19 protein-coding genes, 1 tRNA gene and 1 pseudogene are annotated in these 21,667 nt (G+C 67.9%); 12 read left to right on the top strand and 9 right to left on the bottom strand.

Going from position 1 to position 21,667, the window contains the following annotated elements; translation table 11 throughout:
* The first annotated feature begins 9 nt into the window (after window positions 1-9).
* The 4 genes from HC028_RS04790 (at window position 10) to trxA (ending at window position 2,486) form a co-directional block, all read left to right on the top strand.
* On the top strand, window positions 10-777 hold the full coding sequence (locus tag HC028_RS04790) for a hypothetical protein (RefSeq protein WP_168073223.1): 768 nt from the start codon (window positions 10-12) through the stop codon (window positions 775-777).
* Window positions 778-922: 145 nt separating this feature from the next.
* The gene (locus HC028_RS04795; RefSeq protein ID WP_168073225.1) at window positions 923-1,102 is read left to right on the top strand and encodes a hypothetical protein; all 180 of its coding nucleotides are present in this window, start codon (window positions 923-925) and stop codon (window positions 1,100-1,102) included.
* A gap of 76 nt (window positions 1,103-1,178) precedes the next feature.
* The gene (locus tag HC028_RS04800; RefSeq protein WP_203981299.1) at window positions 1,179-2,030 is read left to right on the top strand and encodes an aldo/keto reductase; all 852 of its coding nucleotides are present in this window, start codon (window positions 1,179-1,181) and stop codon (window positions 2,028-2,030) included.
* Window positions 2,031-2,042: 12 nt separating this feature from the next.
* A complete protein-coding gene (gene trxA / locus HC028_RS04805) occupies window positions 2,043-2,486 on the top strand; it encodes a thioredoxin (protein WP_168073227.1) in 444 nt (147 codons plus the stop codon).
* 7 nt (window positions 2,487-2,493) lie between these two features.
* Here the strand turns inward: trxA and rho are convergent.
* A pseudogene (gene rho, locus HC028_RS04810) lies at window positions 2,494-3,687 on the bottom strand (transcription termination factor Rho); the annotation flags it as partial.
* 448 nt (window positions 3,688-4,135) lie between these two features.
* On the opposite strand from rho, the gene HC028_RS04815 reads away from it, so the two are divergent.
* The gene (locus HC028_RS04815) at window positions 4,136-5,176 is read left to right on the top strand and encodes an ROK family protein (protein WP_168073231.1); all 1,041 of its coding nucleotides are present in this window, start codon (window positions 4,136-4,138) and stop codon (window positions 5,174-5,176) included.
* Between the two features lie 115 nt (window positions 5,177-5,291).
* Complete coding sequence (locus tag HC028_RS04820) at window positions 5,292-6,095, top strand: spermidine synthase (RefSeq protein WP_168073434.1); 804 nt, start codon at window positions 5,292-5,294, stop codon at window positions 6,093-6,095.
* On the opposite strand, the gene HC028_RS04825 is transcribed toward HC028_RS04820, so the two are convergent.
* Window positions 6,084-6,959, bottom strand: coding sequence for a lytic polysaccharide monooxygenase auxiliary activity family 9 protein (locus tag HC028_RS04825; RefSeq protein ID WP_168073233.1), 876 nt, complete (start codon window positions 6,957-6,959; stop codon window positions 6,084-6,086). The two genes, HC028_RS04820 and HC028_RS04825, sit on opposite strands and share 12 nt — an antisense overlap.
* A gap of 174 nt (window positions 6,960-7,133) precedes the next feature.
* Window positions 7,134-7,940, bottom strand: coding sequence for a hypothetical protein (locus HC028_RS04830; protein WP_168073235.1), 807 nt, complete (start codon window positions 7,938-7,940; stop codon window positions 7,134-7,136).
* Between the two features lie 280 nt (window positions 7,941-8,220).
* On the opposite strand from HC028_RS04830, the gene HC028_RS04835 reads away from it, so the two are divergent.
* The gene (locus HC028_RS04835) at window positions 8,221-8,541 is read left to right on the top strand and encodes a hypothetical protein (RefSeq protein ID WP_373314006.1); all 321 of its coding nucleotides are present in this window, start codon (window positions 8,221-8,223) and stop codon (window positions 8,539-8,541) included.
* A gap of 87 nt (window positions 8,542-8,628) precedes the next feature.
* Here the strand turns inward: HC028_RS04835 and HC028_RS04840 are convergent, their stop codons facing one another.
* Window positions 8,629-11,898 carry a S8 family serine peptidase gene (locus tag HC028_RS04840; protein ID WP_168073239.1) on the bottom strand — a complete coding sequence of 1,090 codons (3,270 nt, stop codon included), beginning with the start codon at window positions 11,896-11,898 and terminating at the stop codon, window positions 8,629-8,631.
* 325 nt (window positions 11,899-12,223) lie between these two features.
* Between HC028_RS04840 and HC028_RS04845 the strand changes: the two genes are divergently transcribed.
* Window positions 12,224-13,111, top strand: coding sequence for a diacylglycerol/lipid kinase family protein (locus HC028_RS04845; RefSeq protein ID WP_168073241.1), 888 nt, complete (start codon window positions 12,224-12,226; stop codon window positions 13,109-13,111).
* A 6-nt stretch (window positions 13,112-13,117) separates the two neighbouring features.
* Here HC028_RS04845 and HC028_RS04850 read toward each other — a convergent pair whose 3' ends face one another.
* Window positions 13,118-13,339 carry a GntR family transcriptional regulator gene (locus HC028_RS04850; protein WP_168073243.1) on the bottom strand — a complete coding sequence of 74 codons (222 nt, stop codon included), beginning with the start codon at window positions 13,337-13,339 and terminating at the stop codon, window positions 13,118-13,120.
* Between the two features lie 539 nt (window positions 13,340-13,878).
* Between HC028_RS04850 and HC028_RS28065 the strand changes: the two genes are divergently transcribed.
* Window positions 13,879-14,001 (top strand): VOC family protein, encoded by a 123-nt coding sequence (locus HC028_RS28065; RefSeq protein ID WP_275408276.1) that lies wholly within the window; start codon window positions 13,879-13,881, stop codon window positions 13,999-14,001.
* 2 nt (window positions 14,002-14,003) lie between these two features.
* Here the strand turns inward: HC028_RS28065 and HC028_RS28375 are convergent, their stop codons facing one another.
* A complete protein-coding gene (locus HC028_RS28375; RefSeq protein ID WP_168073245.1) occupies window positions 14,004-14,309 on the bottom strand; it encodes a ribosomal protein L7/L12 in 306 nt (101 codons plus the stop codon).
* 134 nt (window positions 14,310-14,443) lie between these two features.
* Between HC028_RS28375 and HC028_RS04865 the strand changes: the two genes are divergently transcribed.
* Window positions 14,444-15,337 carry a trypsin-like serine protease gene (locus HC028_RS04865; protein WP_203981532.1) on the top strand — a complete coding sequence of 298 codons (894 nt, stop codon included), beginning with the start codon at window positions 14,444-14,446 and terminating at the stop codon, window positions 15,335-15,337.
* Between the two features lie 418 nt (window positions 15,338-15,755).
* Window positions 15,756-16,337 carry a L,D-transpeptidase family protein gene (locus HC028_RS04870; protein WP_168073247.1) on the top strand — a complete coding sequence of 194 codons (582 nt, stop codon included), beginning with the start codon at window positions 15,756-15,758 and terminating at the stop codon, window positions 16,335-16,337.
* A 213-nt stretch (window positions 16,338-16,550) separates the two neighbouring features.
* Here HC028_RS04870 and HC028_RS04875 read toward each other — a convergent pair whose 3' ends face one another.
* Window positions 16,551-18,218: a GH25 family lysozyme gene (locus HC028_RS04875; RefSeq protein ID WP_239075676.1), complete on the bottom strand. Its 1,668-nt coding sequence runs from the start codon at window positions 18,216-18,218 to the stop codon at window positions 16,551-16,553.
* A gap of 674 nt (window positions 18,219-18,892) precedes the next feature.
* Window positions 18,893-18,965 (bottom strand) — tRNA-Thr (locus HC028_RS04880).
* A 235-nt stretch (window positions 18,966-19,200) separates the two neighbouring features.
* Here HC028_RS04880 and HC028_RS04885 point away from each other — a divergent pair.
* Entirely contained in the window at window positions 19,201-20,292 is a 1,092-nt protein-coding gene (locus HC028_RS04885) for an ABC transporter ATP-binding protein (RefSeq protein ID WP_168073251.1), read from the top strand.
* A gap of 75 nt (window positions 20,293-20,367) precedes the next feature.
* Here the strand turns inward: HC028_RS04885 and HC028_RS04890 are convergent, their stop codons facing one another.
* The gene (locus HC028_RS04890; RefSeq protein ID WP_168073253.1) at window positions 20,368-21,573 is read right to left on the bottom strand and encodes a mechanosensitive ion channel family protein; all 1,206 of its coding nucleotides are present in this window, start codon (window positions 21,571-21,573) and stop codon (window positions 20,368-20,370) included.
* Between the last annotated feature and the right edge of the window lie 94 nt (window positions 21,574-21,667).

Genomic DNA, 21,667 nt, shown 5'->3' on the forward strand with positions numbered 1-21,667 from the left:
TATGTGCGAGTGCGCGCTGCCCGTCCCGCCCTCGTCACCCTGATCGGTGTCGCCGCCGTCCTGCTCGCCGCCGCGCCGTCCTTCGCCGCGACCGGCGCGAAAATGGCGCTGTCCGCCAGCCACGGCGCCGCCGGCGAATCGGTGACCGCTACCTTTTCGTACCCGGGCCACTGGGGTTTGTTCGGGCCGAACTGCGACGACCCCGTCACGTTCCGGTGGGACGGTCGGTCGATCGCGCAGGCCCGTCCGGGGTGGAGCGGCGGGACCTGCTCGGCGAGCGTCACGATCACCCCGCCGGCGAGCGCGTCCGGTTCGCACGTCGTGAAGGGTTCGGCGCCCAATGCGGGCAGCGCCGAGGCGACGTACACCATCGATCCCGCGCCGGCTCCCGTGGCATCGCCGGCATCTCCCCCGCAAGCCGCGCCGCCGCAGCCCGCAACGACCCCGCCGGTACGGGCTCTGGACGCCCCCCAGAGCCCGTCCCCGTCCCGGTCGGGGCGCTCGGCGCAGCCGTCGCGGTCCGCCGTGCCGACGCCGTCAGCCGGTCCGTCGAGCGCTGCCGGCGCCGTACCGGCCCCGTCAGTCAGCGCGTCGACCGGTGAACCGGCCACGCTGGTAACGCTGGACGCCCCCACGGTGGTCGTCCGGCCCGCCGTCACCACACCACTCGGGGTGTGGGTGCTCATGGCCGGAGGAGCGCTCGTCCTGCTCGGCGCGGGGCTCGTCGGGGCCGGACGCCTGTTCCGCCGAAGGAGGCGGGTGGCGTTCTCCATCTGATCTTCGGCGCGGCCGGACCATCGCCCGATCGGTGGACGTTACCTAGATCACGTTTCGGATTCCGATTTATCGGATATCACCCCTGCGGCTATTGGCATGGGGGTGAGCGGTGACAGTAATGCCGTCCTGGGATCTCGGTTCCGGCATGAGGCTGGACCTGGAGTGCGACGACTGCGGCTATCTGATCTCGCAAGCAGGGACCGACCGTACGGACTGGAACGCGCTCTGGGCGAGCGCGCAGAAGCTGGGCTGGGACGGAACACCGCAGCACACCGGCCGGCACAGTTGCCCCGAGTGCGGATCGGACCTCCAGGCCGCCGCCTGAAGCGAGTTTGTCCTGGTCGCCTCCGGGAAGGGTGGATCAAGAAGGATCTCGCTCCAACCCTTTGCGGAGGGTGCAGATGACGACGGCAACCGCCATCCGCACGGTCACTCTCCCGTCGGCGGAACCGATACCGGTGCTCGGCCAGGGCACCTGGGGCATGGCCGAGAACCCGTTGCGCACCAGCAACGAGATCGCCGCGTTACGACTCGGCGTCGATCTTGGGCTGACGTTGGTCGATACCGCCGAGATGTACGCCGACGGTGGTGCGGAGACGCTGATCGGGGAGGCGCTCGCTGATCGCCGGGATGAGATCTTCCTGGTCGACAAGGTGCTGCCGCAGAACGCCACTCGGTCGGGAACGAAGGCTGCCTGCGAACGGAGCCTGCGCCGGCTGCGTACCGACCGGCTGGACATGTACCTGCTGCACTGGCGCGGTCCGGTGCCCCTCGACGAGACCGTTGCGGCCTTCACCGACCTGATGTTGAGCGGCATGATCCGGCACTGGGGGGTCAGCAACTTCGACCTGGACGACCTGATCCAGCTCACACGGGCCCCCGGCGGTGCCGCCGTCGAGGCCGACCAGGTCTACTACAACCTCGCCCACCGCGGCATCGAGTGGGACCTGCTACCGAAGTGCCAGGAGGTCGGGCTCCCGATCATGGCGTACTCGCCGTTCGACCACGGCAGGATGGTCGACCAGCCGGTCCTCCGGTCCGTCGCCGACGAGCATGACGCGACCCCCGCCCAGATCGCACTGGCGTGGGTGCTGCGCCACGACGGAGTCGTCACGATCCCCAAGGCCTCCACCCCTGAGCACGTGGTGAGCAACCGCGCCGCGTACGACATCCAGCTCACCGAGTCCGACCTTGCCGCTCTCGATCGCGCGTTCCCGCCGCCATCGGGGCCGCGGCCACTCGAAGTGCTCTGAAGGAGCGCCCCCATGAAGACCATGACCAGCACCGTCGTCCAGTGCGAGCACTGCGGCGCCAAGAACCGGATACCGGCGGCGGCGAACGGTGTGCCGCGCTGCGGCAAGTGCCACAACCCGCTGCCGTGGATCGTGGACGCCGACGACGACACGTTCGCCGAGGTGGTCGAGCAGGCCTCGATCCCGGTCATCGTCGACATGTGGGCCGCATGGTGCGGTCCGTGCCGGATGATCACCCCAGCGCTCGAGAAGGTCGCCAGCGAGATGGCTGGCCGAGTGAAACTGGTCAAGGTCGACGTGGACAAGTCACCGAAGACCGCCCAGCGGTTCACGATCCAGGCGGTGCCGACGCTCATCCTGATGCGCAACGGCCAGGTGATCGCGCGTCAGGCCGGCGCCGCGCCAGCGGCCATGCTGCGGAAATGGGTCGAGGACGCACTCGCGAAGGCCGGTTGACGGCTCGCTAGGCGGCTCGATTGGAGCCCGACCGTGCCAGGTGCATCAGGAACTCGACATTCGTCCGGGTCTTCTTGAGCTGGTCGAGTAGCTGCTCGACCGCCTGCTGGGAGTCGAGTGCGTGCAGGGCCTTGCGCAGCTTGCGCACGATGGCGAGTTCGTCCGGCGCGAGCAGGACCTCTTCCCTGCGGGTACCGGACCCGTCGATGTCGACGGCCGGGAACACCCGCTTGTCGGCGATCCTGCGGTCGAGCTTGAGCTCGGCGTTACCCGTGCTCTTGTACTCCTCGAAGATCAGTGTGTCGCCGGCGGAGCCGGTCTCGACGAGGGCGGTGGCGATGATCGTGAGCGAGCCGCCGTTCTCGATGTTGCGAGCAGCGCCGAGCAGCTGCTTGGGCGGCTGCAGCGCGGTGGAGTCGATGCCGCCGGACAGGGTCCGGCCGCTGACCTTGGCGCCGAGGTTGTACGCCCGGCCCAGGCGGGTGATCGAGTCCAGCAGTACGACCACGTCGTGACCCCGTTCGACCAGGCGCTTGGCCCGCTCGATCGCCAACTCCGCGAGGGCCATGTGATCGGTCGGGGGCCGGTCGAACGTCGAGGCGATGACCTCGCCCTTCACCGACCGCTGCATGTCGGTGACCTCTTCGGGGCGCTCGTCGACCAGTACCACCATCAGGTGGCACTCCGGGTTGTTGTGAGTGATCGCGTTCGCGATCGACTGCAGCACCATCGTCTTACCCGCCTTCGGCGGCGAGACGATCAGCGCCCGCTGGCCCTTGCCGATCGGCATCACCAGGTCGATGACCCGCGTCGTGAGGATGTGCGGCTCGGTCTCCAACCGCAGCCGCTCCTGCGGGTACAGCGGCGTCAGCTTGTAGAACTCCGGCCGGCGACGCGCCGCTTGCGGGTCCACGCCGTTGATCGTGTCCAACCGCACCAGCGGGCTGTACTTACCGCGGTTCTGCGGTTTCCTGTTCTGCGGGCGGTTTCCATTCTGTCGCTTTCCGCCCGGTTCAACCGCCAACATGTCAACCTCGGCGGACTGAGCGACTCCGGTCACCTCGTCACCGCGGCGCAGGCCGTACCGCGTGAGCTGAGCCGCCGACACGTACACGTCGTCGGGCTCGGGAAGGTAACCGGAGGTGCGGATGAAGCCGTGGTGGTCGACGACGTCGACGATCCCGGCCACCGGAACTTCTGCGCGGTGCTCGGCGGGAGCCGGGTTCGCGTGCCGCCGTCGTGACGATTGGGCTGTGCTCATGCCGATCCTCCTGAAGATGTGGCTGAGCTGGGAGATGTGGGTCGGCGCCTGGCGGTCCGAGCGGAGGTGAACTCCCATGGGCGCCGGGTCAGGGAATTGGTCGTTGAACCCACTGGAGCACCGGACTGACCGGCATGATCACCGTTACAACAAAAGGCGCCGTGCGATGATGGGTGATCGAAGGAATTCCTGGGGCGGCAGCTCTAGCCGGCATCCCAGGAGCTACTCAAGGCTAGCTCGACATGTGGGCAGGAGCAATAGCCTCCTACCGAGACCCCGCGCCGGACTGATCGAGCGCCCTGTACAGGGTGCCTTCCCGGCGGCACGATAGGCCTGATCCGAAGCGCTGATCTACGCCCCGTCGATTTTTGGAAATAAGGAAAACGTCATGAGTCCCTTGGACCGCCCCGTTGTCGTCGGCCTCGACAGCGGCGGCAACTGCAACAACGCCACGGTGCTCGACGCGACCGGGCGGTTCCTGGTGGACCGGCTGTGCGAGACGCCGAGCATGGTCCAGCAGGGCCCGGAGATCGCCGTCGACGCCCTTGTGCACGCGTTGGAGCACGTCCTGGCGGAAACGGGTACGCCCAGGAAGGCGGTCGCCGCCGTGGGCCTCGACACGCCCGGCCCGGCGAGCGCCACCGGCGTCATCTCCTCGAAAGGCTCGACCAACTTCTCGCAACCGGCCTGGCGCGGGTTCGACATCCGGGCCGCGCTCGAGGCCCGACTGGGCCTGCCCGTCATCTACCACAACGACGGCAACGCCGCGGCGCTGTACGCCCATCACGTGCACTTCGGCGCGCGGGCGGCGGCGTACTCCTCGGTGTCGGCGATCGTGGGCACCGGCCTCGGTGGTGGCGTGGTCGAGGGCGGGCGGGTGATCGGCGGGGCCGCCGGAATGGCCGGCGAGCTCGGCCACGTCCACATCCCGCTGCACGGCCTGCTCGAAGAGGGCCAGCCGATGCCGGTCTGCAACTGCGGCTTCGTGGGCGACGTCGAGAGCATCGCGTCGCTGACCGGCATCGAGAAGAACCTTCTGCCGTACTGGCTGACCCGGTTCGACAACCACCCCCTGAGCAAGGTCGAGTCGCTGAACAAGGCGGCGAAGCTCGTTCGCTCCTACGGCGAGGCGGGCGACCCGCTCGCGCTCAAGATCTTCGAGCAGCAGGCGATGGCCATCGGGCGCCTGTTCACAATCGCGGCAAACTTCACCGACCCGCACGCGTACTTCGTGGGCGGCGGGGTCGTCGAGGCCGCACCGGATTTCCGCGACTGGTTCCTGGCGAAGGTACGCGAGCACACGGCGCTGCGAGCCGAGCAGGCGGCGGTGGCGACGTTCGCCCTCGTACCCGATCTCGACATGGCCGGAGCACGCGGCTCGGCCATCGCCGCCCTGGAGGCGGTCGAGCTACCCACGGTCGTGGTCTGACCGCCGTTACGGAGAGTGCGTTCCCGCTGGATACGGTGGGTGCCGTGGTGAAGCAGTCGTGGTGAAGACATCGAGGCGCGGGCCGGCCAGCATCGTCGAAGAGGTCGACCTCGGCATGGCCGCGCTGGTGCCCGACCGCGACCGGCCGGGAGGCTGGACGCTGCTGGTCGACGGGGTGCCGCAGTCCCATGTCAGCCTGGCCGACCCGAGGTACCTGGAGTTCGAGTACATGCGCCGGCTCGCATCGGTGATCGACACCGCCGCACCGGCCGGCTCGCCACTGCGCGTGCTGCACCTCGGCGGCGGCGCGCTCACCCTGCCCCGCTATCTCGCGGCGACCCGCCCCAGGTCCCGCCAGCGGGTCGTCGAGCGCGACGCCGCGCTGGTCGCCCTCGTGCGGCGCGTCCTGCCACTGCCCCGCGACGCGGATCTACGGGTACGCGTAGCCGACGCCCGCGCGGCCGTGGAGACCATCCGTGACGCCTCCTTCGACCTGGTCATCGGCGATGTCTACCGGGGGGCGCAGATGCCGAGCGCGGTCTCCAGCGTGGAGTTCGTCGCGCACATCGCCCGGATCCTGCGGCCGGACGGCATCTACGCGGTCAACGTCGCCGACATGCCGCCGCTGGCGTTCTCCCGGATCCAGGCCGCCACGCTGCGGACGGCGTTCCCCGACGTCTGCGTCATCGCCGAGGCCGGCACGCTGCGCGGGCGACGGTACGGCAACGTGGTGCTCGCCGCCGCGATGCGACCAGCCGCCCTGCCGGTCGACCGGCTGGCCACTGCGGGCCGGCGGGACCCGTTCCCCGCCCGACTGCTGCACGGCGAGGATCTCGACCGGTTCATCGCCGGCGCGCAGCCGATGCGGGACGCCGACGCCAGGGACTCCCCCAAGCCGCCACCGGGGCTACTCACCTGACAGGGCATCCGACGCGCCCCTACGGCGCCGCAGCAGGAAGCCGGCGGCCCCGACGACGGCGGCGAGTACCGCCGCACCGCCCACGGTCAGCGGAAGCGCGCTGCTAGCGCTGCTGGCCGGGGTCAGGGTGACCGCGCGAGCCGGCGCCGTCGTCGCTTGCGGCGCCGCACCGGTTGCCGGGGCCGCACTCGTCGGTGCCGAGGTATGGGCCTCGGTGCCGGCCGCGCCATCGAATACCACGTCGGAGCACGAGTAGTACGTGTCCGGGGTACTGGAGTTCTGCCAAATGGTGTAGATCAGGTGGCGGCCGGTCTTGCCGGCCGGCAGCACGCCCCGCATGACGTACGCGCCGTTCGTCAGCGCCGGGTCGGTAGCCGTGAGGAACGGCTTCGACTCCAGGTCGCTCCACCTGAGCGGCCTGGTCGGGTCGTAGCCGTCCTTCGTCACGTACAGCCGGAAGATGCCCTTGTGCGGGATCGTCTCCCGGTACGTGAACCGGAAGCTCGCCCCGGCGGTCAGCCGGGTCGCCGGCCAGTCGGCGCGGGCCAGATCAAGCCCCTTGTACGCCGGGAGTCCTCCGCTGCACAGCTTGCCGTCCGGGATCACCTCTCGGTCCCGGCCACCGACGTTGGCGACGCGCAGGTTGTCCCACTGCGTGAACGCCAGTGCTCCGCTGATGGCGACCGCGGCCTTGCACGCGGCCGACCGGGCGTTCTGACCGGCGTCCAGACCGCACGCCACCACCCGGCTGACCGGGTTGTCCAGCGCACCATGGGCCTGGGCCGGCAGCGTCACGAGGCCGGTTCCCAGCAGCGGCGCCACGACGACGAGGGCGATCCGGGCGAGCGTGCGCGGTACGGCCATCTGGCTGATCTCCTTTGCGTTCGGTCCGGCGGGCAGCACCAGGCCAGCCACCCGTCTGGTAACACGCAAACGATCTCTGCGGCGTTCACACGCGCTCGGCGTACCGTCTCACTGCGACTGTCCGAGAGTGACGGTCGGACAGTGTCGGACAACGTCGGACAGCACCCGCGACGCTCAGAAGATGGCGTCGACGATCTTCTGCGCCTGCGGCTGATGCTGGGCGTACGCGTTCGGAAACGCCGATCGCTGCACCGCCTGGGCGGCGTCCCCGACGCTCTTCTTCTCCCACCCGGGCACCTTGGCCAGCCGGGCGTAGAAACGGCCGGCGGCGGTCGCCGGGTCCATCAACTCGGCGGCCGTGCCCCAGCCCTGGCTCGGACGCTGCTGGAACAGGCCGACCGAGTCGAAGTCGGAGCCCACCCCCTCGTTCGGAATGTCCAGCGACTGGGGCACCCGCTTGTTGGCGAGGTTGCGCAGGCGGGTCTCCTGCAGAACGGTGACGAGCGCGACCACGCTTGCCCGCTTGGGCAGGTTCATCCGCTTGCCGACCTCGACGATGACGACCGCGTGGTCCATCTGGTCCTGGTTCAGGCCGGCGACCGGCGCGCGCGTGGCCGGCAGCGCCGCAGCCGCCTGCGCGGCGCCACCCTGCGGTGGAACCAACAGGCCCACCGCAGGCAACGCGGGCGTCGACGGCGTCGGATCGGGTCGCGCGAACTCACGCGACGCCTGGTCGGCAGCGGCCCGCTCAGCGTCGGTCAGGACCAGCGATCCCGGATCGGCGGCGGCCAGGCCGACCGGGCGGACGAACGTGTTGATGGCCAGCACACCGATCGTGAGCACCACGGACGACGCCATTACCGCCGAAATCCAGGGCCGGACCCTGGACCGCCGGGCGTGCCGGCCCCGACCCGATTTACGGCGCTCGGGCGTGGGCCGGATGCCCGCGACCGTTGGCTCGTCGTCGGAGTCATGGCGCATCCGGTCAACCTAGGCAGTGACCTGTTCTGCGGGCCACCTCGCAGACATAGAGGTCGATGAAATCAAACCTAAGTTGTCCTTAGCCCGGTCATCGGCGTCCGAGCACCGGTTCCGGCCTGCGCTTTTCTTCCGATCAGGGAACGAACGCGACCCCGGCCACGTCAAAGCCGGCGTGAAAAGAATGCGGTTTGTCCTGTCCATAATACTCGCGTGCGGAGCGCTCGCCGGCTGCGCCGGAAGTGGGACGACCACGCCCGCCAACGAGTCCGGAGGACCCTCGGTGACGAATTCAAGCGCGCAGCCCAACCCGTCCGCCTCCGGCCAGGGGCCGTCCGTGACGCCACCGGGCGGCAAGCCGACGCCGACCCTGCCCGGCGACGCCGGAGCCAACTCGAGCGGCGCCATGACGCTGACCGGCACGATCACGCCGGGCGTGGAGGCGAACTGTCTGCTGCTCGACGGGTACCTGCTCGTCGGCGGCCCACGGGAGCAGCTCCGCAGCGGCACCCGGGTCACGGTCACCGGCCGGGTGCAGAAGGACCTGATGACCACCTGCCAGCAGGGCACCCCCTTCGTCGTCGAGACCGCCAAGCCGGCCTGAGCCACAAAACGGGCGGAGCCCGTCCCCGGTCCGGGGACGGGCTCCGCCCGTACTAGCGCTGACGCGTCAGCTGACGGTATCGGCTTGTCAGCTGGCGCTGACGCTGTCGATCTGGACGTTGCCGCGGCCGATGACCGCACCCTGGTCTGTCACGACCGTCATCTCACCGAACAGCTGGCGGCCGGTGGTGGGAGCCACGTTGGCCGTGACTGTGCCGGTGATGGTGGTGGTGGCGCCGTTGGCGAGAACCACCGGCGTGTTCGGCACGTCCACCGAGCCGAAGGCGGGCGAGTAGAACACGTCGCGGTAGTCGTACGTCGTCGTACCGGCTGGAACCGCGTAGCCGATGATCAAGGCTACGTACGTGCCAGCCGCCGGGTTGACCAGCGAAACCGCCTCCTCCGAGTCACCGTCGGCGGACTGCCCGACCAGAACGGCACCGTTGGGCGTGAGGTGGAACAGGGCGAGGTCGAGGTCAGCGGCCTTGTCGCTGGAGTTGCCGATCGAGACGTCGAGCCTCGTCGCGTTCGCCGGGACCTGGATCCGAACCTGCTTGTTCTCGTGGTTGGCGATGGTCGGGGTGGAGCTGAACGCGCTGCCGAGCGGGCCGCCCTTGCCGGTCACGTTGACCGGCCCGAAGTTGTTCTTCGCGGTCCAGGTGGCCGCGGTCGACTGGCCGCGGGTGGCGTTCGCGATGTGGAACACCGCCGGGTCCACCGTCACACCCTGGACCTGAGCGGCCAGCTGGAACGGGTTGTTCAGCACCGGCGAGGTACGGCGGGACTCGACCTCGATCTCCCAGACGCCCGGCGTCGGGTTCTGGTAGTCCCGCTCCTGCGGGTTGCAGCCGTCCGTGGAGAAGTTGGTGTAGCAGGCGAGGCTCGAGGTGCTCTCGACCGGAACGCCGTACGGGTCGAACGCGATGAACCGCGTCTGCGATCCGGTCGCGATGCCCGACAGGTTCACCTGCAGCGCCGCCGCACCCGCCGGCACCGTGACGAAGAAGGACTTGAACGAGTTGCGGTCGACGGATCCCGAGGTCGCGAAGGAGTACGTCGGCGCCTTGGTCTCGTTTCCGACAACGACGGTGTTGAGGATCTCGAAGTCCGCGACGGCCGTCTTCGGGTCGTCGACCACCAGCTTGGCGCTGTGCACGCCGGCGCCGGCCTCGGCCTCGATCTCGATCGTCACGGTCTTGTTCAGCGGCAGGTCGATCGACCGGTCCGACTTGAACGTGCCGTCGTTGCCGACCCAGCGGAGGTTGTGCTTGATCTCCTTGTTCGGACCGCTCGTACGGGTCAGCTTGATCCGGTACCTCTTGTCCTGACCGGCCTTCTGGCCGCCCTTGCCAGCGGCGCACCGGTTGTAGATGCCGGTACCCCGGTTGGGGGTGGCCAGGAAGCCGGACAGCTCGGTGCAGACCGGCGCGTCAATCGTGAAGCTGTTGGTCTCGATCGGCTTGCCCTTGAGCAGGTCCCATGCGCCGTTGACGTCGAACATGCCGTTGCCCTGCGCGTGCACCGGGACGTCCGCGATCGGCTTCGCCGACGTGTAGATCGCCCGCCGCATGGCCGCCGGAGTGACGCCCTTGTGGTTCGCGAAGGCCGCCGACAGCAGCAGCGCTGCCGCACCGGTCGCCTGCGGAGAGGCCATCGAGGTGCCGTTGAGCATCGAGTAGCCCGGCGGCAGCTGGTAGCCGGCCTGGGCGACCGGGCCACCGGGCTGCCACAGCGGCGTGGTCGAAATCGCCGAACCGGGGGCGGCGATGTTCGGCTTGAAACCGCCGTCCTCGCGCGGACCGCGCGAGGAGAAGTTGAACAGGTTGTTGGCCTTGCGCACGACCGAGCCGTAGTTCGCCAGCCAGGTGTCCTTGCTGACGGACGCGGCGACGCTGACCACGTCGGTGGCCACCGACGGGTCGCCGACGGTGTTCACGCCCGGGCCGGAGTTGCCGGCCGAGATGAACATCTGAACGCCGTTGTCGTTGATGAGCCGGTTGTACAGAACAGCGCGGGCGTTGCTGCCGTCGTTGAGCGCCGGCAGGCCGCCGATCGACATGTTGACGACGTCGACGTGGCGGTTGAGCACGAGTTCCCGCATGCCCTCGTACAACGCGACTGCGGTGCAGCCGCCATCCCAGGAGCAGGCGCGGGCGGACACGATCTTGGCACCGGGGGCGGCGCCGTTGAAGTTCGGGTTGCCGAGCATGTTGTACGCCGCGGTGATACCCGCGACGTGCGTGCCGTGCTGCGCCTCGACGATGCCGATGTTGACGAAGTCGGCGAAGGCGTCGTCCTTCTCGTTGCCCGGCGTGAGGTCGACGTGCTTGCGGTACTCGACGACGAACGGCATCTGGTCGCGCACCGCGGTGTCCGCGCGGTCGGTGCCGAAGTGGCCGATGTCGCGCTTCTCCTTGAATGGCCGCATCACCGGGTCGTCGCTGAAGTCGTTGTTCTGGTTGGCGTCGACACGGATGTCGCCGGTCGCCGGGTCGTAGAGAATGCCGAACCTGTCGGCGGTGTCGCCGTCGCGATTGACGTCACCACCCACCTCGCCCACGGCGATCGACTCGTCGAACTGGGCAAACCTGTAGTCGGCGGGGTTCGCCCCCGCCGGGAGCTTCCAGCCAGCGCCAGCGGCGGCGAACGACTGGTCCATCTTCAGCCAGGTACCGTCGTCATCGGCGATGGGATCCGTGGCGGTGAACCAGTCAACGATCTTGTCTTCACCCGTCGAGGTCTTCTGCAGCGACGGGTGGTCCAGGTCGACGCCGGAGTCCATGATGCCGATCGTCACGCCGCGGCCATCCCACTTGGGGTGCGCCTTCACGAAGGCGACGGCGCCGGTCTCGTTCGTCGGCATGTAGGGGTTCGCGGCCGGCGTGTCCTTGCCCGGGCCGGTCACGGGAGACTGCTTCGCGCTCGCGTCCGCGGGCCGCGACTCGGGGTCAGTCTTCGGCAGCGGGATCGACTCATTGAGGCCGACCGCCACGATGCCGGGGACCTTCGCAGCCTTCCGCACGGCCGAGGTCGGCAGGGTGGCCCGCACGTAGCCGTCGGCCTCCTCCTTGGCGACCTTGCCACCGAGCTTCTTCAGGTCGGACGCGACATTCTTGGCCTTGCCCTTGTCGGTGGCCACCATGACCGTGACCTGCTGCTCACCCTTTGCCTCCGCCTGGGCGAGCAACTGCTCGTCGTGCGAGCCCAACTTGTCGGCGGTAGCCTTAGGCGCATCGGACTGTGTGGACGGGTCGGCGTTCGCGGTGGCGACGCCCGCCAGTGAAATGGCACCTGTCGCCAGCACTGACGCGAAGAGGCCAGCGGAGAACCGCCGACCCCATGTGCGACTTCGACTCACGTTTTTCCTCCGGGGGGAACGCTGCCCTGGGCATAGGGCACGTTGGTCCGCATCCTTCCGCAAGGGCGGCCATCTTTGTCACTAGGCGATTCGACGTTGTAATCCGGTCGTGACTTTTCGATATGGCGATTGCCCACTTCGCATCTTGCCGCCCACAATGCGTCATAGGCCCTGGCCGAGCCGGGGCGCATTGATCCCCCGTTTAGACATTTCCGAGTAGGGGCACCCCATCCGGAGGCTGCGCCGACCCTATCCACGCCCTTCGGATTGGACAGCACACGGGTTAGCTGGCCAATCCGGCGTCGCACCGTACAGGGGAGAGTTCATGCTGGTTGTCACGAACGAACTCGCAGGGCGTACCGAAGCGGAGGCCGTCAACGAGGTCACCGCCGAACTCGGCGGAGAGTCCGCGGTCGAGGTGATCACCTGCCGCCAGGATTCCGACCTGGAATCGTTGCTGGACCGGCGGGCAGGCCGCACGGTGGTGGTCGTCGGCGGCGATGGTTCCCTACACACTCTGCTCAGGCACCTGTGGCGGCGCGGCGAAGCTGCCGACTGCACGGTCGGCCTGGTGCCACTGGGTACCGGCAACGACTTCGCCCGCGGGGTCGGCATCCCCCTCGACCACCGCGAGGCCGCCCGCCTGGTCCGCACCGGCCAGCCCCGACCCGTCGACCTCATCGTCGACGACACCGACGGGGTGACCGTCAACGCCGTCCACGTCGGCGCGGGCGCCGAAGCCGCGATGCTGGCGCGGCCCTGGAAACGCCGCCTGCGTACGGCAGCCTTCCCGCTCGGCGCGATCGCGGCCGGTTTCTCGGTCGACGGCTGGCGGCTGCGGATCGAGGTGGACGGCAAGCTGGTAACGAGCGGCAAGCGCAAGGTACTGATGGCCGGGCTGTCGAACGCGCCATCGATCGCGGGCGGCTCCGCGCAGCTTGGCCCCGGCGCCGACCCGACCGACGGGCAGATAGAGATCACCGTGTCACTGGCGACCGGTCGGCTCGCACGCCTCGGGTACTCCCTGGCGCTGCTGCGCGGCCGCCATCCGGAGCGCTCCGACGTCATTAACCTCTCCGGCACCACCGCGACGATCAGCGGCAGCCCATTCCACGTCAACGCAGACGGGGAACTGAACGGCCCGGTACGACGGCGCGAGTGGCGAGTCGTGCCCGGCGCCTGGCGGTGTGTCCTACCTGACGTGGCCGGCTAATCGGGGCTAGTCGCGCTCGGTGACGAATACCCCGACGCCTTGATGCCCTTCTAGAACACCGAGCAGCTGCAGATTGTCGGTCACTTTGCGGATGGTGGCAGCGCTTACGCCGTACTGCGCGGCGAGTTCACGCGGGGTCGGCAGCTTGAATCCGGCCGGCCACTCGCTTCGGGCCACCTTGCCCTGAATGTCTTCCATGATCGCGCGGTAGTCGTATCGGACGGGCACGTCAACTCCCCAGCTCGGCAGGCAGAGGTACGGCGAGGTTTCCATTCGGGTCCGGGGTTGGAGCCCCCCGGCCGTTGCAGCCATCACCCCAGCTCATACGCAACTCCCCGGGGGCGAACCACTTCCGCCCCGGACCCTCCGTTCAGTTCTGGATCCTCCGGCGCACAGGGAAGGCCCGGCAGTGGACCAGCGCGACATCAGCGACATGCTCCGGCGACACCGGCGACAGAAGTGGCGGCCGTGGCGCTGCCGGTGCGGATTCCGGCACCCCTGCCCACCACGCCTGCTAGCGCAGGAGAAGCAGGTAAAGCTGGACACGAGAGCGCGCATGGAAGTCGTCATGGAGCAGCTACGCAGACAGGCCGGCCAGGAGGGTTCGTGAGCGAGTGAGACGGTCGTGCTTCGTATCCTCACCGGGTGGCTGGCAAGGCGACCCGGACGGTGCCGGTTGACCTGCTCCCCCACCTCCGCCGGGCGCGTTCTCCCCATGATTACGGACATCTCGCTGGTCACCGTGTACTGCCTCGACCGCCAAGGGCGTGACGTTCCTGCAGGAGCCGTCGGACCGCCCGTACGGCGTCGAGGCCGTCATGCGCGACAACGCAGGTAACTGGCTGGTCCTCGTGGAGCCGAAGGAGTTCACCCCAGGGGACTTTGCCTGACGTCACGCTAGGCCGCGGCTCCTGGCCAGCGCCTCGACGGCGTCCTTGGCCTCCTTGAGGCCGGCGCCGGTCGCATCCCGGTACGCCTTGATGGCTTGGATCTTGCGGCCGGCCTCCAGTTCGCGCACCACCTCGGGCAGCTCCGGCTGCTTGTCCACGACGCCGAGATGATCCATGACCAGCTGGAGCCTGCGCTCGATCACGGCCAGCCGCCTCGTCCTTCTCGACTCCTCCTTGGCGAGCGCCGACAGCGAGAGCGAGAACCCCAACACCGCGACCAGTAGCACGAGAATCAGCGCCGCATCCACGATTTACCATCCAACCATATAAGTACTTCGATCAATCTCCTGGGAGCAACTGATCGACCGGCGTTTCATTGACGTCTTCCATTCCTTCGATCCATGTGATCCGCTACAAACACACGCGACACCAGCACCACTGGGTGGAGGAAGACTTGCGCCGGACAGCTCTCTTCGCATCGCTCACCGCCGCGTCCGTCGCGTCCATGCTCACCATGGCCGCGCCCGCCTCGGCGATCAACTCGTACAACGCTGCGCTCGCGCCCGAGCGGACCGAGGTCGGGTCGCTCGTCGTCCAGTACGACCGTGACAACAACCCCGCCACGCCCGATGCCGTCCGGTGGGTCTGCTCGGGCACAATGATCTCCAGGGACGTCTTCCTCACCGCCGCCCACTGCACCACCGACTGGCCGGCCGGCATCAAGTTCTACGTCTCCCTGGACCAGAACACGCAGGCCGCGATCGACGCGTCGAACAAGCTCGGCGGAACGCCGGAGCAGATCGCCCAGCGGGTCGCCGTCGAGGGCAGCCCGCACTGGGACGCGGCCTACCCCGGCAACTCGGCGGACGCCCACGACATCGCGGTCATCACGTTCGACAAGGCCCAGGCCGCCGAACTAGCGAAGCGGTGGACCTTCACGCCCGCCCAGCTGCCCCGCGACAACCAACTCTCCGAGCTCGGCTCGCGGGCGCTCGACGCCGCGCAGTGGCAGGTCATGGGGTACGGCACCCAGGAGGCGGTGAACGGACCCGGCGGGCAGACCCACCCCGGCGGCGGCGTGCGGATGAAGGCGACGCTCGACTTCAACGCCCTCAACAAGACCTGGGTCCGCCTGGCCATGAACGAGAGCCGCGACCTCGGCGGCGCCTGCTACGGCGACTCCGGCGGCCCGAACTTCGTCACCCTCGACGGCAAGCTCGTCCTCGCCGGCACCACGATCACCGGCGACAGCCCCTGCTACGCCACCAACGTGGCATACCGGACCGACAGCGACAGCGCCCGAAACTTCCTCAAGCAGTTCGTCGCCCTGCCATAGCTCGGACTCAGGCGGCCGGCCGAGGAGCGCCCGGCCGGCCGCCTGACCATCTGGGGAATCGATTTAGTTACACCGTTTAATAAATGGCCTCAGTTGGTTAGGCTTCTCAGTCGTGCGGCGGGCATTGACGGTGTTCTGGTTGGTCGGGTTGTTGTCAGTCGGGGCGTGCTCGTCGGGTGGGCACCGGAACAGGGAAGCCGCCCCGGCCGCACTGGTCGCCTCCTCGAACACTCCGTCGCCGACAGCGGCCGCGAGCTCGACATCCCCGTCGGCGTCTCCATCGGCGTCCCGGTCGCCCTCCCCGTCGCCAACCCCGTCACGATCTCCGGCGCGACCGGCCACCGCAACGGCCCCCAGGACGACCGGGGCACCGGCGGCCCCCTCCCCCGCGCCGGTCAACGAGGGCCCGAAGTGGTTGATGACCAAGGTTCCTGCCGGCAGCCGGCAGGCCATCGTGGTGGACGCCGCCTCGGCGAGCACCACGTACGCCACACTGTCGGCGTATCAGCGAACCTCGAACGGTGGCTGGCACCGGGTGTTGGGACCGGCGCCAGCCAGGATCGGTTCGGGCGGGTTCAGTTGGAGCCACAAGGAAGGCGTACCGAACACGCCGATCGGCGTGTTCACCGTGCCGCTGGCGTTCGGGACAGCTAACCCGGACACAAAGATGACGTGGCGGACCGTGACCTCCGATTCGGTGTGGGTCGACGATCCGAACTCGGCGTACTACGACACCTGGCAGAGCGCGCCCGCCGACGGCAGGTGGGCCTCTGCCGAGCAGCTGAACGTCCCCACCTACCGGCTGGCGCTCTGGATGAACGTCAACCCCAACCACACCCCCGGTGAGGGCAGCGCGTTCTTCGTGCACCTGCCGGTCGCCGGCGCCACTGCCGGGTGCGTGGCCGTCGACGAGGCGAGCCTTCGGTGGCTGATGGGCTGGCTGGACCCGGCGGCCCAGCCGCGGATCGTGATGGGCCCCGAGAGCACCCTCAACCAGTAGGACATAGCGCAACTACGTTGGCGCTTGCGCCGAGGCTCAACCCTCATCCGCGCGTGGGCGCTCACCACTCGTTTCGGTGCCCTGTGCCGCTTTCAATGCCCTGTGCCGCCAGGCGTGTTCGATGAGTTGCGGACACGCTCCTCGGAGACGCAAACGGGGGTACCGCCCTGGGATGGGCGGTACCCCCGTCTTCCGTCCGTCAGCTCCGCCGCGCTAGCCGGCGCTGTCCCACTGGGATACAGGTGGGTTGTAGCCACTCGCGGCATCGGGGCTCAAGGCCCACAGCCCTACGTGGCCACGACCGTAGTCGAAGAGAAGCGCAACGTCATCTCTCGTCGCGCCCGTGTAGTTCCCCATGGCCATGGACCTGGTGTAAGGGCCCCAATGAGGGTTGTCCCAGCGCAGGACCGGCCCGGAGAAGCCACCATCACCGCTGGCATTGGCGCTCAACGTCCACACTCCGACACGGTTGCCGCCGTAAGAGTAGAACAGCCCGATGTCGGCCTTACCGTCACCGTCGGCGTTCCCCGAGGTCATGAAACTGGTGTTAGGACCCCAGTAAGGGTTGTCCCAGCGCATGACCGGCCCGGCGAAGCCCCCATCACCGCTGGCATTGGCGCTCAACGTCCACAAGGCGACACGGTTGCCGCCGTAAGAGTAGAACAGCCCGATGTCGGCCTTAAGGTCACCGTTGAAGTCCCCCGACGCCATGAACGTCGTATTCGGACCCCAGTAAGGGGAGTCCCAGCGCATGGCCGGCCCGGAGAAGCCACCATCACCGCTGGCATTGGCGCTCAGCGTCCACAAGGCGACACGGTTGCCGTAGTAGTAGAACAGCCCGACATCGCCCTTACCGTCACCGTTGAAGTCCCCCATCGCCATGAACTTCGTACTCGGACCCCAATAGGGACCGTCCCAGCGCAGATCCGGCCCGGAGAAGCCACCATCACCGTTGGCGTTGGCGCTGAACGTCCAGAACGAGACATGGTTGCCGCCGTAGTGGTAGAACAGCCCGATGTCGGCCTTACCGTCGCCGTTGAAGTCCCTCGAAGCCATGAACTTGGTGTTATTAGCCCCCCAGTACGGGGAGTACCAGCGAAGTACGGGCGGGTCGAAGCCGCCCGTACTTCGCGCGGTCATCGTCCACAGTGAGACGTAGTTATTTCCATAGTCATAGAAGAACGCAAGGTCGGCCTTGCCGTCGCCGTTGAAGTCACCGCTGGTCGTAAACTTCGGTGCGGGCTGCGCGGCAAGTGCGGCAAGGTCAGCAAGAGACCCATTGAAGACGTTCTGGTCGCCGGGGAGTGAACCGCTGGAGCTGTACTGCCAGATGGTCCACCTCGGCCATCCAGCCGGCAATGTGCTGGGGGGCGTGCTGCTGTAGTGCGCGATGAAGAGAAGCTGGTCACCAAACGAACTGTTGCTGCCTGTGCACGGATTCCACCAGTTCGTATTGGTGTAGATCAGCGTCTGTTTTCCCGTTCGCTGCCAGATTCGGGTCACGAAACTACGGATCCAGGAGACCATCGCGCTTGGCGAGAGACCCCAACACGGGTACGGCGCGACGTAGTTACCCGCGCTGTTCTTGTACGGCCACTCCAGGTCGAGCATCAACGGAAGGGTCTTGCCGTCATAAGCGAACTGGGAATGATCGATAAAGAAGTCCGCCTGCGCGACACTGTCCGGAGAGTCCGGCCGCGCGAACACGTAGGCGCCGACGTACAGGCCAGCGCTTTTCGCTCCGTTGTACTGACTGTTGAAGTAGGGGTTGACGTACGAGGTGCCCTCTGTGGCTTTGACGTACGCGAATTTCGCGCCAGCGGCCGCGACCTGGTTCCAGTCGACGTTTCCTTGCCAACTAGAAACGTCGATACCCGTCACGGGGTACCCCGCGGGGGCGGCTGCGGCTGAAAAGCGGGGGTCGGCGGCGCTTACCCCAGTCGCCGGGTCCACTCCCGCATGCGCGGAGCCACCGTTGCCAGGCACATCCGGTCCCTTGGCCGAGGCCGGCGACGCGTTCATGACGGCTGCAACGGAGATGCTGACGAGTGCGACAACGCCCGCTGTGCAGTTCCGTAGCAGTGAAGTCCGTTTGTTCAACCGGACGCCTTTCTGATCGAGGATGTTCGACCGGGCAGCGAGCAGGCGGGATGAAAAGACACCACGAGCCGCAGGGCGCACAGTCGACACCCGACCGCACCACTACGCCCAAGATCGCCGCCGCCTCGCTGCGCAGTCGCGTCCACCGCTCCTTGAGGCTGCTGGAGACCCCATGCTATTACGTTTCGGCCACCTTAGATGGCATTTGCCCTAAATTTCCCCGTGTCGGCTTCGAGGACATGGATGCGTCGGCGGACCACCACAGAGACCCGCGTTGATGCGATTGGCGCTCGGTAACCGGATACCGACGCGACCACCAGGCAGGGGAGCGAGGTCCCGCAGCGGCTGTCGCACAAGACACCCCGACATCCGCACGAGCCAGCGCCACATGGGTTTCGCGCTCGGGACCTTACCCAAAATGATCTTCAGGGCAGAGTTTTAGCAGGTGGGGCTTGAGCCGACGGCGGGACTTGAACCCGCAACCTTCCGATTACAAGTCGGGTGCGCTACCAATTGCGCCACGTCGGCGGACGTACCCGTGTAGGTACTTCTGAGATGGTACGCGGCCGACGCGGCAGCACCGAACACCCCCGAACCCGGACCCCGGCAGCGCCAAACCGCCCCTTAGTCACCCCAACCAGACGCGCATCTTGGCAAGAAATCAAAATCCATCTACGTTGTGCAGATCTGGTGACCCACGTCACTAACGCCTTTTACTCGGATCGTCCGGCACGTTCCTGCCGGTGAAAGGAATTACTTCGTCATGGCTACGGTCAGGTACGACAAGGCGACCCGGATCTACCCGGGCACCAGCCGCCCCGCTGTTGACAGTCTCGATCTCGAAATCGGCGACGGGGAGTTCCTCGTCCTCGTAGGCCCGTCGGGCTGTGGTAAGTCCACCAGCCTGCGGATGCTCGCCGGTCTCGAGGAGGTCGACGAGGGCGCGATCTACATCGAGGACCGCGACGTCACGAACCTCCCGCCGAAGGCACGCGACATCGCGATGGTCTTCCAGAACTACGCCCTGTACCCGCACATGACGGTGTACGAGAACATGGCGTTCGCCCTGAAGCTGCGCAAGACGCCCAAGCACGAGATCGACCAGCGGGTGCAGAAGGCAGCCGCGATGCTGCAGCTTGAGGAGTTCCTCGGCCGCAAGCCGAAGGCCCTGTCGGGTGGCCAGCGCCAGCGGGTCGCGATGGGTCGCGCGATCGTACGCGAGCCCCAGGTCTTCCTCATGGACGAGCCGCTGTCCAATCTGGATGCCAAGCTGCGTGTACAGACCCGTTCGCAGATCGCGACGCTGCAGGCCGAACTGGGCATCACCACGGTTTACGTCACGCACGACCAGATCGAGGCCATGACAATGGGTCACCGGGTGGCGGTCATGCTCGACGGCGTACTTCAGCAGGTGGACACCCCTCGGGCGCTCTACGACCGGCCGGCCAACGTCTTCGTCGCCGGCTTCATCGGCTCCCCCGCTATGAACATCAAAACCGTTCCGCTCGTCGAGGGTGGCGCCACGTTCGCCGACATGGTCCTGCCGCTGGACCGGGACCAGACCGAGGCTGCGGCGGCCGACGGCGGCAGCCTGCACGTGCAGGTCGGTTTCCGACCGGAGGACACCGATCTGGTTGGCCCCGAAGACGGCGGCATGCCGATCCACGTCGATCTGGTCGAGGAGCTGGGCTCCGACGCGTACGTCTACGGCACGGTCGCGCTTGAAGGCCAGGACGAGCGGTTCGTCGTCCGCGCCGACCCCCGGCGCGCGCCGAGCCTGGGCGACACGGTCTATGTCAAGCCGCGCGCGGGTCACCACCACGCCTTCCACGCCGTGACCGGCCAGCGCCTCTAAACCGCACGACAGCACGAAGGCCGTCATGACGGTCTCTCCCCCCCTGACGGCCTTCGTGATCTGTCGGCTGAGCGGCTAGTTGCGCGTACCCGCCTTGGCGCGCTCTTCCCGCGAGCCGAAGGCCTCGCCACGGGCCTTACCGTCGTCGCTGCCGCTGAAAACGCGGGCATCCTCGGAGTCGCCGCCCCCGCCGTCACTGGCGCGATCGCCCAGCCACCGCCTGAGCCCCTTCGACCCGAACGCGCCATTGCCCTCGCCCACCTCGGCGCGCATGCGCGGCAGGGCGGTCGGCCGCTGGTCGCGCACCCACTCGACCAGGTGCTCGCGGACCAGGCACCGCAGGTCCCACAGGCTGCCCGCGTCGGCGGCGCTTACCAGGGCCCGCAGTCGCACCATCCCGCCGGTCGCGTCGGTGACCTGCAGCGCGCAGGCCCGCTCGTCCCACAGCCCGGTGCCTTCGATGAACCGGCGCAGCTCTTCGCGCATGGCCTGCACCGGCACCGACCAGTCGACATCGAACTCCACGGCGCCCAGCACCGCCGACTGCGTACGGGTCCAGTTCTGGAACGGCTTGGTGGTGAAGTACAAGGTGGGCAGGATCAACCGACGGTCGTCCCAGATGTGCACGACCACATAGCTGAGGGTGATTTCTTCGATGCGGCCCCACTCCCCCTCGACGACGACCACGTCGTCGAGCCGGACCGCCCCGCCGAACGCCAGCTGCAGCCCGGCGATCACGTTGCCCAGGACGCTCTGGGCGGCCAGCGCGGCGACGGCACCGATGACCCCGGCGGAGGCGAGCACGCTCGCACCGATCCCCCGCACGCTGGGGAAAGTCATGAGCATGACACCCAGAGTCAAGACGAAGATCACCGCAACGGTGAGCCGGCGGAGGATGACGACCTGGGTGTGGATGCGTCGCGCCTGGCGGTTGTTCGGCACGTCCATGCGGAACCGGTTCAGCGCCCGGTCCTGGGCCACCAGCAGGAGGGAGGCCACCAGCCAGGCCGAAGCGGCGATCATGGCGAGGCCGATGACGTGCAGCGTGATCTGGCGCCATCGCGGATCCCCGCCGAGACCGGTGGTCGCCTGAACGGCGATCCGGACGGCGACCAGGACCGCGACTGTCTGTAATGCCCGATGCGAGTGTTCGTACAGCCCTGCCGCCAGCAGCGAGCGTCTACCGAGCCGGCGGGCGACTCGATGCATCACCTCCACCACGCCGAGCGCGATCGCCGCCGCTGCCACCGTGGCGGCGATCGTCCACATGATGTTCCGCACGGGCCTTAACCCCCTCCTAGACCGACGTCGTACGAGCCGATGACACGGCAAGGCTGACCCGCCTGCGTCTGCGAGGGGTCAGCCACGTACACGA

It is taken from the genome of Planosporangium flavigriseum (assembly GCF_011947225.1).
Taxonomy (GTDB): domain Bacteria; phylum Actinomycetota; class Actinomycetes; order Mycobacteriales; family Micromonosporaceae; genus Planosporangium; species Planosporangium flavigriseum.